Below are 13,211 nucleotides of genomic sequence, written 5' to 3'. Positions count from 1 at the left end.
CCCGAGCCCGGTCGACGGGGACGGACCCGCGTATGACACGAGAGAAGCATGATGGATTTCCGGATCCTCGGGTGCCTCCAGGTATGGGACGGCGACCGGCTGATCGACATCGCCGCCGACAAGCAGAAAGCCGTGCTGGCCGTGCTGCTGCTGCGGGCCGGCCAGACGGTGCCCGTGCACGAGCTGGAGGACCAGGTCTGGGGGGACGCTCCCCCCGCGAAGGCCAGGAACACGCTGCAGGCCTATGTCTACCGGCTGCGCCAGGTCCTGAAGTTCGACTCGGACACCGCGTTACTGACCGAGGCGGGCGGCTACCGGCTGATGCTGCCCGACGGCGCGCTCGACCTGCACCGCTTCGAGGACCTGACGGACCGTGGGCGCGCGGCGATCAAGACCGGGCGAGCGGACGAGGGGGCCGCCGCCCTCCAGGCGGCGCTGGACCTGTGGCGGGGGCACGCCCTCGCCGACGTGTCCGCCACGGCGATCCAGGACGACGTCCAGCGCCTGGAGGATCTGCGCATGGCCGTCGAGGAGGACGCGGTCGAGGCGGCGCTCGCACTGGGGCGGCAGGCTGCGATGGTGCCCCGGCTGGAGACCATGGTGGGTGCCCATCCGTACCGTGAGCGGCTGTGGGCGCTGCTGATGGTGGCACTGTGCGGCACCGGCCGCCAGGCCGACGCGCTGGCGGCGTACGGGCGCGTCCGTGCCCGTTTGCGGGAGGACCTGGGTATCGAGCCGGGGCCCCAACTGCGGCAGTTGCAGCGGGACATCCTGTCCGGGCGCACCGTCGGGAGGACGGGGGACGCCGACGGCTTCTGGTTCGTGGGGACGCCGTCCGCCCCGGCACGCCCCGGGTCCGCCCGCGACGGACGGGTACGGCTGGCCGCCGAACTTCCCCGTGACACCTCGACGTTCGTGGGTCGCCGGGCCGAACTGGCGGAGGTCTGCGGCTGGTTCGCCGAGGAAGGGGCAGGACAGGTCGGGATGATCAGCGGTCCGGCGGGGGCAGGCAAGACCACTCTCGCCGTGCACGCGGCCCACCGGCTCGCCGCGCGCTTCCCCGACGGCCAGTTCTACGCCAACCTGCACGCGGACGACGACACCACGCCGAAACCGGCGGAGATCCTCAGCCGATGGCTGCCCATGCTGGGCGTCACCGCGCTGCCCCGCTGTGGCGAGGAGCTGGCCGCGCTGTTCCGGTCGGCGCTCGCGACCCGGCGCGTGCTCGTCGTCGTGGAGGGCGCCGCCGGCCTGGGCCACGTCAGCCCGCTCCTGCCCGGGGCCGGCAGCTCCGCCGCGCTGGTGACCGGGAAGCGCGCGCTCACCATGATCGACGGTGCCGCACACCTCACCCTGCACGTGCCGGACGACGAGGAGGCGCTGGAACTGCTGCGCCGTACGGCCGGACCGAAACGGGTCGACGCGGAACTCATGTCCGCGCGAACCGTCGTCCACCGGTGCGAGAACCTGCCGCTCGCGATCCGTATCGTGGCGGCGCGCCTGGCCGCCCGGCCGGAGCTGCGGCTCAAGGACCTCGCCGATCAGCTCTCCGATGAGCAGCGGCGCCTCGACGAGCTCGCCTTCGGCGGGCTGACCCTGCGGGCCCGTATCCGGGCGGGTTACGACCGGTTGTTGCCGGCGGACGCGCGGAGGATGTTCCGGCTGCTGGGTGGCTGGCCGCAGATCGACTCCGAAGGCGTGGCCGCACCCGTGCTCGCCGCGCACACCGGGCTCAGCCTCCCTCGCGTGCGCTCCGCCCTGAACACCCTCGCCGACGTGCACCTCGTTCTTGCGCGGCGGGACGGGCGGTACCGGATGTCCACGCTGGTCCGGCTGGTCGCAGCCGAGCTGGCACCCGAGCCCGGGGACGTGAGGCAGTTGTCCGCTGCCCTCGCGGGCAATTCCGCCGACAGCGCGTGAGGGCGTCAGTGACGGACCAGCGGGCCGTCAGCGGCGCGCCAGAGCCCGAGGCGAAGGTGGGTGCTGCGGTCCACGGCCGGGCCGCAGGGAGGTGGACCAGCCAGCCATGACCAGCGCCCAGGACTACCTGAACGGCGCGGACACCATCCACGGCCTGTTCGAACGCCAGGTCGCGGCGACCCCGGACGCGGTCGCGGTCGTCCAGGCAAGCACCGCGCTCACCTACGCCGAGCTCGACGAGGCGGCCTGCCGCCTCGCGGTGCGGCTGCGTGAACTGGGCGCGTGTCGGGGTGGTTACGTAGGTGTTCTGCTCGACCGCTCCCCCGAGCTCGTCGTCGCACTGTTCGCGGTGCTGAAGTCCGGTGCCGCGTACGTCGGGCTGGAGCCGGCGTATCCGTCCCGCCGGCTCGGCGTCGTGCTCGACGACGCCGGTGCCGCCCTGGTGGTGACCCGGACGGATCTCGTCGGCCGGCTGCCCGCCGACGCCTGCCCCGTGGTGCTGGTCGATGAACCCGTCGGCTCCCGGCCCGGCGGCGGTCTCCCGCCCACGGCCGCGCGTCCCGGGGACCTGGCCTACATCATGTACACCTCCGGGTCGACAGGACGGCCGAAGGGCGTCATGGTCGAGCACCGATGCGTGACCGCGTTCCTCGCCGGGATCGGCAGCCGTGTCGACTTCGGCCCGGGGACCCGCACGCTGCAGTTCGCCGGGATCACGTTCGACGCGACGGTCGGGGAGATCTTCGGGCCGCTGACCAGCGGGGGTGCCGTGGTGATTCCGCCGCGGGGCGCCGACCTGATCGGTCCCGGGCTGGCGCGGCTCCTCGAACGGGAGCGCGTCACCACGGCGTTCCTGCCGCCCTCGGTGCTCGCGGTGCTGCCGGACGCGGAGCTGCCCGGCCTGCGCACCCTGGTGGTCGGCGGTGAGGTGGTCCCCACGGAGGTCGTCGAACGCTGGGAACGGCAACGGGACTTCCACGTCGCCTACGGCCCCACCGAGTCGACCTTGATCGTCACCACCAGCGATCGGCGCCGGCCGGACCGGCCGCCGCCGATCGGCCACCCACTCCCCGGTGTGGAGGCGTACGTCCTCGATGCCGACCTCTGGCCGGTCGCGCCCGGGACGGTGGGCGAGCTCTACCTGGGCGGCCCGACGGTGAGCCGCGGCTATCTGGGCCGGCCGGCGCTGACCGCCGAGCTCTTCGGCCCGCACCCCTTCGCCAAGCAGCCGGGCTCCCGGCTCTACCGGACGGGCGATCTCGCGCGCGTTCTGCCCGACGGCCAGCTGGAGTTCGCCGGCAGGACCGACGACCAGGTCAAGATCCGCGGCGTCCGGATCGAACCCGCCGAGGTGGAGCGGGTGGTCTCCGCCCTTCCCGGCGTGCACCAGTGCGCGGTGGTCTCCCGAGGCGAGGGCGCCGACGCCCGGCTGGTCGCGTTCGTCTGCGGTACCGACCTCTCGGCCGCCCAGCTGCGCCGCGAAGCCGCCGCCGCACTGCCGCCGACCATGGTTCCCTCGCTGTTCGTGCCCCTCGCGGCGCTGCCCATGCAGACGCACGGCGGCAAAGTCGACCGTGCGGTACTGCGTTCGCTGGAACTCAGCCCCCGGCCGGACGGTGTGCCCTTCGAGGAACCGTCGGACGCCGTCGAGCGCGCCCTGGCCGCCATCTGGGAGGACGTACTCGGCGTGCGGCCCGTGGGCCGGGCCGACGGCTTCACCCGGCTGGGCGGCAGCTCCCTGCAGGCCGCCCGCGTGCTCACGAGGATCGCGGCCGACCTGCGGGCCCGGCCGACCCTGCGCGAGTTCAACGCGAGCGGGTCACTGGCCGAGCTGGCGGCCCTGATCCGTGCCGGGGTCGACGAACGGGCGTCCCTGCCCGAGGTCACGCCGGCGGGCGGGCCCCCGGTTGCGGCGCCGGGACAGCGCCGGCTCTGGTTCCTGTCCCACCTGAATCCCGCCGCCGGCTCCGCCTACAACGTGCCGTCCGCACTGCGGTTGCGTGGCCCGCTGGACCCGGCCGCCCTCGGCAGGGCGCTCGCCGCGCTCGTCGGCCGCCACGATGCGCTGGGGGCGGCATTCCGGCTCGTCGACGGCAACCTGGTGGTGTCCGAAGCCGTCGAGGACGGCCCCCTGCTGACCGTGGTCGACTCGGCGGGACGTCCTCTCGAGGAGGTCTTGGCGCAGGCCGCGACCGAGGCCGCGCGCCCCTTCGACCTCGCCCGTGCGCCGCTCATACGGGCCACCCTGTACGGGCTCGCGCCGGACGACCACCTGTTCGTGGTCGTCATGCACCATCTGGTCACCGACGGATGGTCGCAGAACGTCTTCGACCGCGATCTGGCCCTGCTGTACGCGCGGGAGACCGGGGCGGGCCGGGACCTGTCCCCGCCCGCGCTGCGCTACGCCGACTTCGCGGGCTGGCACGACGCGCTCGCCCGGTCCGACGCGCTGGAGCCCGGACTCGCCTACTGGAGCGAGCAGTTGAGTGGCGCTCCCGCCACCATCGAGCTGCCCGCCGACCGGCCCCGTCCGCCGGTCCAGACCCATGCGGGCGGCCGGGTCTCCACGACGCTGTCAGCGGACCAGGCGGCCGCCGTCGCCGGCCTGGCCGCCGCCGAGAACGCCACCCCGTTCGCCGTGTACCTGGCGGCGTTCGGTGCGCTGCTTCGCGCCGTCGGCGGCGGGGACGACATGGTGGTGGCCGCGCCGATGGCCGGGCGGCCGAGCCCGGAAGCCGAGGAAGTGCTCGGCTTCTTCACCAACACCGTGCTGCTCCGCCTGCGGCCGGACGCCCGGCAGACCTTCCGCTCGCTCGTCGGGGAGGGCCGGGACCGCACGATCGATGCCCACGAGCACCAGTACGTGCCTCTCGAGGCCGTCGTGGCACGGGTCGCACCCGACCGCGACCTGTCCCGGCAGCCGGTCGCGCAGGTGGCGTTCGCCTACCAGGGGCCGCTACGGCCGCAGGCCGCGCTGCCGGGGCTCGACGTCGAGCCGGTCGCCCTGGACAACGGCACCGCGAAGTTCGACCTGACCCTAGAGCTCGACGAGCTGCCGCAGGGCGTGCGGGTCACCGCCGAGTTCAGCGCCGACCTGTTCGAACCCGCCACGGCCCGGCGGCTCCTGGACTGGTACACACGGCTCCTGGACACGGCCGTGGCCACACCCGACGTCCCGCTGGGCGCTCTGCGGTTCACCGCCGAGGCCGAACGCGGCGTGATCCTGCCCGCGCGGACGACCCGCCCGGGCGGCTGCCTGCACGAACTGTTCTCCGCCCAAGCCGGCCGCGCCCCGGACCGGGTGGCCATCGGCGACGGCCGGACGCAGCTCACCTACCGGGAGCTGGACCTGGCGTCCAACCGGCTGGCGCACCGTCTGAGGGCCCGCGGCGCGGGGCCGGAGACCCTGGTCGGAGTCTGCCTGGACCGCGGGGTCGACTTCGCCGTCGCGGTCCTGGCCGTGCTGAAGGCGGGCGCGGGCTACGTGCCGCTCGACCCCGGCTACCCGCCGGCCCGTCTCGCCCTGACCCTCGAGGACTCCGGCTGCCGCTCGGTCGTGGGACATGCGCGGTTCGCCGACCTGCTCCCGGGAGCCGACCTCGTCGACGTCGCCGACGCGTACGACACCGCCGTGCCGGACGCGCCGTCGGACAGCGGCGTACGCCCGGAGAACACCGCCTACGTCATCTACACCTCCGGCTCGACCGGGCGCCCGAAAGGCGTGGTGGTGACGCACGCCAACGTGTCCCGGCTGTTCACCGTCACCGCCGAGGACTTCGGGTTCGGGCCCGGGGACACCTGGTCGCTGTTCCACTCCTTCGCCTTCGACTTCTCCGTGTGGGAGCTGTGGGGAGCGCTGCTGCACGGCGGCCGGGTCGTGATCGTCCCCTACGCCGTGAGCCGGGATCCCGAGGCGTTCTGGGAGCTGCTGGAGAACGAGCACGTCACCGTACTCAGTCAGACCCCGTCGGCGTTCCGGCAGCTCGCCGCGGTCGCCGCCGACCGCGGCCATCCGGCGACGGCCCTGCGCCTCGTCGTGTTCGGCGGGGAGGCGCTCGAACCCGCGATGCTGCGCGACTGGCTGGCGCACTACGGCGATCGGTGCCCCCGCCTCGTCAACATGTACGGGATCACCGAGACAACCGTCCACGTGACACTGCGGTCCCTTGCCGCCGCGGACGCGGAGGCGGCGGGCAGCCCGATCGGCAGCCCGCTCGCCGACCTCGGGCTGGCCCTGCTCGACGCCGACTTCGAACCGGTCCCGGTCGGGGTGCAGGGCGAGCTGTACGTGATGGGCGCGGGCGTCTCCCGCGGCTACCTGGGGCGGCCCGCCCTCACCGCCGAACGGTTCCTGCCCGATCCCTTCACGGGCGGCAGGATGTACCGGACCGGGGACCTCGCGATCCTCCGCCCCGATGGCGAGCTGGTGTTCTGCGGGCGCGCCGACCAGCAGGTACAACTGCGCGGCTTCCGGATCGAGCCGGGTGAGATCGAGGCGACGCTGCTCGCCGAGCCGGAGGTCCGTTCGGCGGCCGTGGTGGTGCGGGCCGACGGCGACGACGCGGAACGGCTCGTCGGTTACCTGGTGCCGGCGCCGGGTGCGGAGCCGGACCTCGCCGCGCTGCGCCGACGGCTCGCGGGGCGGCTGCCCGCGCACATGGTGCCCGCCACGCTGGTCGCCCTGGACCGGCTGCCGCTCACCGTGAACGGCAAGCTCGACCGTGCCGCGCTGCCCGCCCCGCAGGCGCGGCGGCCCGCGGCCGTGCGGCTGGACGCGTCCGCCGCCGCCAGGTTGGCCGGCATCTGGGCGGACGTGCTCGGCGTCGAGCGGGTCGGCGAGGACGACGACTTCTTCGTGCTCGGCGGCGATTCCATGCACGCCGTCCAGGTCGTGGCCGCCGCCCGCGCCGCCGAACTGCCGTTGACGGTCGCGGACCTCTTCACCCATCCGACGGTCGCCGAGCTGGTGGCGGTGCTCGGCGCGGGCGATGCGGGCCGCCCGGAGGACCAAGGAGCAGGGGTCGGCGAGGAGTTGAGGGGCGGGTCGGCGGACCGCCTGACCGACGGCGCGACGGACGGCCTGGTGGACGCCTACCCCGCCTCGGCGCTGCAGACCGGGATCCTCTACGAGTACGAGGTCGGCGACGACCCGACCCTGTACCACGATCTGAGCACCGTCCGCCTTGCCGGACCGCTCGATCCCGCGGCGCTGGGCGACGCGCTGAACGCCGTCTCGGCCCGGCACGACCTGCTGCGCGCCTCGTTCGACGTGCTGGACGACGACGGGCCACTCCTGCGGGTGCACAGGGACGCTCCGCTACCGCTGACGGTGCTCCAGGCCCCGGTCGGACCGGCGGGCGGCCACGCGGCAGTGGTGCGGGACTGGTGGCTGCCCCAGTGGCACGAATGGTTCGACCCCGCCGAGCCTCCGCTTGCCCGGTGTCACGCGCTGGACCACGGCGACGGCTCGTGGACGCTGGCGCTGTCGGTGCACCACTCGGTGATGGACGGATGGAGCCTCGCGGTCCTCCTCACCGAGATCATGGAGGCCTACGACCTCCGGTTGTCCGGGGGGCGTGTGGAACCCGGCGGGCCGTCGCGCACGGGCGCCTACCGCGACTTCGTGGCGCTCGAACGGCGGACGGCGGCCGATCCCGGCGCCGCCGAGTACTTCACGGCGATGCTGAAGGGGCACCGTCCCGCACCGGTGACGGCGCGGGTGCGCCCCGCCCCGGTCCCGTCGGCAGCTCCCGACGTCGACGTCCGGCGCGTGCTCGACGCCACGTTGCGGCGGAGCGCGCGGGCGGCGGCCGCGCGGCTGGCCGTGCCGGTCAAGAGCGTCTTCCTCGCCGCGCATGTCCGGGCCCTGGCCGCCCTGAGCGGCTCCGCCGATGTCGTGACCGGTCTGACCGTCAACGGCCGCGTCGAGGCGGACGGCGCGGACCGGGTGATCGGCATGTTCGTCAACAGCGTGCCGCTTCGCGTCGACACCAGGGGCGCGGCGGGCTGGAGCGACGTGGTCGCCTCGGCCTGGGCCGCGGAACGCGCGCTCGCCCCCCACCGCAGGTTGCCCCTGGCCACGCTGCGCGGCGCCCTCGGCTCGATGCCGTTCGACGTCCTGTTCAACTATGCCGACTTCCACACCTACGATTCCCTCGCCTCCCTCCAGCACGTCCGGCCGCTGGAGTTCTGGTACTCCGACCGGAACGACTTCCCGATGACCGTCACGGTCGCGCGCCGGCCGCTCTCGGAGAACTGGGAGTTGATGGTCCGGGTACGGCCCGACCTCGTCGGCGACGGGCTCGCCGGCCGCATGGCCGATCTCGTGCTCGCGTCGATCAGCGACGCGGTCGCCGACCTCGAAGGGCGGACGGTGCGATGAGCAAGGACCTCGGCGAGCTGCTCGACGGGCTTACTCCGCAGCAACGCAGGCTGCTCCAGGCCAGGCTGGCCCAGCGGTCCACCGCCTCCGCACCGCCCCCCGGGACCGGCGACGGGGAGGCGCTGCCCCTGTCGCCCGCGCAGGAGCGGCTGTGGGTCGCCGATCAGCTCTCGCCCGGCCGAGCGGTGCCGGTGACGTTCGCGGTCCGGCTGACGGGTCGGGTGAACCGGGACGTCCTGCACGCGGCGGTGGGGGACGTCGTCGCCCGCCAGTCGGCACTGAGAACGGTGTTCCGGGAGACTCCCGACGGGCCTCGCCAGGTCGTTCTCGACGTGTTCGTGCCGCCCATGCCCGTGGTCGCCGCGGAGGCGGCCGCCGCAGAGCCGGCCGGGCCGCACTCCCCGGCCCTCGCGCGGCTGATCGCCGAGCGGGCCCGGCCGCGGTTCGACCTGACCGCCGCCCCTCCGGTGGCGGTGACGTTGTTCGCTCTGGGACCGCACGACCACCTGTTGCTGGTCTGTGTCCACCACATCGTCATCGACGGCTGGTCCACCGAGGTCTTCCTGGGCGACCTGGTGGCGTGCTACGCGCGCCGCAACGGTGAGGACGCCGAACTGCCCGAGCTCCGCCTGCGGTTCGCCGACCATGCCGCGGCCCTGCGGGAAGCGGCCGACGGCGACCGGCTCGCGTCGCAGCTTTCCTACTGGCGCGAGCGGCTGGCCGACGCCCCGGCCCTGTCGACCATTCCGGCGGACCGCATCCGCCCGCCCGCGCAGAGCGGGCGGGGCGCCCATACCGAGTTCGCCCTCCCCGGCGATGTGACCGACCGTCTGGTGGCGGTGGCCCGGCGGGCGGGGGTCACCCTCAACAACGTCGTCACCGCGGCCTTCGCGGCGCTGGTCCAGCAGGCCACCGGCCAGGACGACGTGCTGTTCGGCACGCCGGTCGCGCGCCGGCAGCGGACGGAGCTCGAGCCGCTGATCGGCAGCATCGCCGACACGCTGGTGATCCGGGTCGACCTGTCCGGCGGCCCGTCGGGCGAAGAGCTGATGCGCCGGGTCCAGCGGTCGGCCGCCGCCGCGGCGGCGCACCAGGACGTGCCCTTCTCCGGGCTCGTGCGGGAGCTCGCGCCTACCCGGCGGCTCGCGTACAACCCGCTGTTCCAGATCATGCTCAGCGTCAGCGAGATCGGCGCGGCGGAGCCGCGTGAGGCGGGCGGCGTCACGTTCACGCCGGAGCGCGTCGAGACGGGTGCCACCGATTTCGACATGTTCCTGACGGTGCGCCGCGGGGCCACAGGGCTGACCGGCGTCCTCGGGTACAGCACCGACCTCTACCTGGACGAGACCGCCCGGCACGTCGCCGACGGCCTGGTCGCCGTGCTGACCGGGTTCGCCGAGACGCCCGACCGGCCGATCGCCGATGTGGTGCCGCTGCGCCGCCGCACGGTCCAGGTCGCCGCGTCGTTCACCGCCGAGCCGATGGACTCGGCGATGCGGTTCTGGTCCGGCTTCTCACGGGTTCCGTTCCAGGTACGGTTCGCGCCCTACGGCCAGGTCCTCCAGCAGCTCCTGGCCGGCGAAGCGAGCGACGGGCAGGTCGTCCTCCTGCGCTGGGAGGACTGGTCCCGCCACCGCCCCGGCGACTCCTCCGTCGACCTGCTCGCCAAAGTGGTCGACGACCTGCTCGCGGCCGTCGCCGCCTTCCGTGCCCGGACGAGCGCGCCCCTGCTGGTGATGGTCTGCCCGTCGCAGGCGGGGGGCGTCTTCGGCGCGGCCGACGAGAGGCTCGCCCGGGGACTGGCCGGTGTGCCCGGCGTCGAGGTGACGTGGCCCGCGGAGTTCGCCGCCGGGCTGGGCGTCACGGAGATCTCCGACTCCGCCGCGGACGCGCTCGGGCACGTCCCGTACACCGAGGAGTTCTTCGCCGCCCTCGGAACGCTCGCCGTACGGCGTATGCACTCCGCATGGCGGGCGGGGCCACCGGGGCCGGAACGCGCGGAGTACGCGGAGGCCCATCTCGCCACCGCGGCGCAGATCATGAAGGCGGCGAAGAATCCCGCGGAGCCCGCGGCGGACGCGAATCCGCAGGAGTACGTGCCGCCGCGGACGGAGACGGAGAAGCGGCTGGCGGCGCTGTGGGCCGATCAGCTCGGTGCCGACGAGGTCGGCACGCAGAGCAACTTCTTCGCGCTGGGCGGGCACTCGCTGCTGGCCACCAGGGCCCTGTCTCTGGTGCACCAGGAGTTCGGGGTGCCCGTGGCGTTCCACGAGTTCTACGCCGACCCCGTGATCGCGGCACTCGCCCGCACGATCGACCTGGCGCGCGCCTCGCAGGACGGGGCCGCGCCGGAGCCCGGTGGTCACCCGGCACTCGTCCCGGTGCCCCGGGACCGGCCCATCGAGCCGACCTCGACCCAGCGGCGGCTGTGGGCGCTCGCGCAGCTCGGCACCGGCTCCGCGGCGGTCACCTTCGCGGCCACCCTGACCGGGCCACTGGACGAGTCGGCGCTGTGCGGGGCGGTGGACGACGTCGTACAGCGGCACGAGGCCCTGCGCACGACCTTCGGCGCGGAGCAGGGCCGCCCCACCCTGATCGTCCACGACCGGCTCGACTGCTGGTGGCCCAGCGCACGGATCGACGACATCGCGGGCCGGACGGACGAACTGGCCACGGCGATCGACGCGCACGCGACGCAGCCCTACGACCTGGAGGCGGGGCCGCTGCTGCGGGTACGGCTGCTGAGGGACGGACCCGACCGGCACCACCTGCTGATCGGCATGCACCCCATCGTCTGTGACGACGCGTCATGGCACATCTTCCTGAGGGACCTGGCCGCCTCCTACCGGGCCCGGTCGGGCCTGGGCGAGCCGCTGCCACGGCTGCCCGTCCAGATGGCGGACTACGCGGTGTGGGAACGAAACCGGCTGGCCGGCGCGGCTGCCGAGGCCGACTCGGCCTACTGGGCCGACCGCCTCCACGACGCGCCGCCACGGCTGGACCTGGCCCGCGCCCACGCCCGCGCCCACGCCCGCGACGGCGCCCGCGACGGCGACGGCGACGCGTCAGCGGCGGGGACAGCCGGTACGGTGGCTCGGCCGCTCCGCGGCGATCTGGGCGCACGCGCCGAGGAGCTCGCCCGGGTGTGCGGCGTCAGTACGTTCGTCGTGCTGCTCACCGCGTACGCCCTGTTACTGGGCGAGGAGAGCGGTCGCGGAGATGTCGTGCTCGGCGTGCCGTCCGGGGGCCGGGAGCACCCGGAACTGCAAGACCTCGTCGGCCGATTCGCCCACCTGATGCCGCTCCGCCTGGACGTGTCAGGGGCGCCGACGTCGCGGGCGCTGCTGCGCCGCGTGCACGAGACGGTGCTGAGCGCACAGCGGCATCGGGAGCTGCCGTTCAGCAGGATCGTCGAGGAGGTCCGGCCGCCGCGCGACCGGTCGCACCACCCGGTCTTCCAGCATGCGCTCAACGTGGTGGACGAGCCGTCGACCGGCCTCGACCTGCCGGGGGTGTCCGTGCGGACACTGGACGTGCCGAGGAGGACCACGTCGTTCGAGCTGTTCCTCCATCTGCGCTGGCAGGACGGCGTCCTGGACGCGGACGTCGAGTACGACACCACCAGGCTCGGCGGGGAGGTGGTGGACGATCTGCTCTCCCGCTTCGAGTCGATCATCGTCCGGATGAGCGACGCGCCCGGTGGCGCCGTTCCCGGGCCATCGCTGCCGGAGCCCGTTCGTGTCCGGCCGCGTGCCGTGCCGAGGCTGGCCGTCGCCACGACCTGCCCGGCCGAGCCGATCCGGCACGAGGCCGAGCGGCTGCTTGCCCGCTTCGACGTCGCGCCCGGTCTGGCCGTCACCTCCCAGGTGTTCGGCGCCCTGCTCGACCCCGCCGGAGTCTTCGCGGCCGGGCCCGACGGGATCAATGTGCTCGTGCTGCGCTGGGCCGATCTGATCGGGTCACCGGTGCCCGGACGCCTGGGCACGCTCGTCCGCCGCCTGGATGACGCGGTGACCGATGTCGTGGCGGCGGTCAGGGCGTACCGGTCCAGGTCGAGCCGTCCGCTGGTGGTGCTGACCCAAGCCTCGGAGGGCCTGCTGGAGCCCCGGCTGGAGGCCCGCATGGACGCCCGGCTGTATGTGGAACTCGCCGCGCTCCCCGCGACGGAGGTGCTCACCGGCCCGCTCCCGGCATCGATCGGCGAGACGGCCGTAAGGAGACTGCACCAGGCTTTCCGCGTCCCCCCGGTGAAGTGGGTGGTCACCACGGCAACGGGCTGGTCCCGGGCCGACCTGCTACGGCTTGCCGCGCTGCAGCGCGGTTACGGCCGCCGTCTCGTCGTCTGCGTGCCGCCCGACACCGAGGCGCCGGCCCGCCTCCGCGACGACGAAGGGGTCCGGCTGGTCGACGGCGGCGTGGACGCGGCGCCGGGCACGCTCACGGGGGTGGACGGTACCGACGCGGCCGAGTGCGCGGTGCTGCTTCCCGGCGGAGACGGTCCCCGGGCCGCCGTGACGGGGCGGTGGGAGCTGGACGCGCCGATGGTGACGTCCGGCTGGTCGCCGGCGGTGCCGCTGACCCTGGCGGAACAGCGGGGTGAAGGGCCCCGCGACGACCGGGAACGGACGCTGGCGCGTGTCTGGTCCGACCTGCTGCACCTGGAGGTGGCCCGGATCGGCGTCCACGACGACTTCTTCGCCCTCGGTGGTGACTCGATGCTCGCCATCCAGGCCGCCTCCCATGCGAACCAGGCCGGTGTCGCGATCACCGCCGGGCAGTTCTGCGCCCATCCCACGATCGCCGCGCAGGCCGCCCTCGTACCGGGCGCCGCGGATCCGGCGCGACATCTGACCGAAGACCAACCGAGACGAGAGGATTTGAGTCACCAGTGAGGCGCGCTTCGGGTTTC

3 protein-coding genes are annotated in these 13,211 nt (G+C 74.0%); all 3 read left to right on the top strand.

Annotated features, from left to right (window positions below; translation table 11 throughout):
* Window positions 1-48 precede the first annotated feature (48 nt).
* The 3 genes from ACWC0C_RS16920 (at window position 49) to ACWC0C_RS16910 (ending at window position 13,194) form a co-directional block, all read left to right on the top strand.
* On the top strand, window positions 49-1,920 hold the full coding sequence (locus ACWC0C_RS16920) for a BTAD domain-containing putative transcriptional regulator (protein ID WP_450864649.1): 1,872 nt from the start codon (window positions 49-51) through the stop codon (window positions 1,918-1,920).
* 106 nt (window positions 1,921-2,026) lie between these two features.
* Window positions 2,027-8,302 carry an amino acid adenylation domain-containing protein gene (locus ACWC0C_RS16915; protein ID WP_450864648.1) on the top strand — a complete coding sequence of 2,092 codons (6,276 nt, stop codon included), beginning with the start codon at window positions 2,027-2,029 and terminating at the stop codon, window positions 8,300-8,302.
* Window positions 8,299-13,194, top strand: a complete 4,896-nt coding sequence (locus ACWC0C_RS16910) for a condensation domain-containing protein (RefSeq protein WP_450864647.1) — start codon at window positions 8,299-8,301, stop codon at window positions 13,192-13,194. The genes ACWC0C_RS16915 and ACWC0C_RS16910 overlap by 4 nt, the downstream gene beginning before the upstream one ends.
* The last annotated feature ends 17 nt before the right edge of the window (window positions 13,195-13,211 follow it).

The organism is Streptomyces sp. NPDC001709, assembly GCF_053596375.1.
The sequence above is the reverse complement of the archived record's forward strand: the minus strand, read 5'-3'. Positions and strand labels throughout refer to the sequence as shown.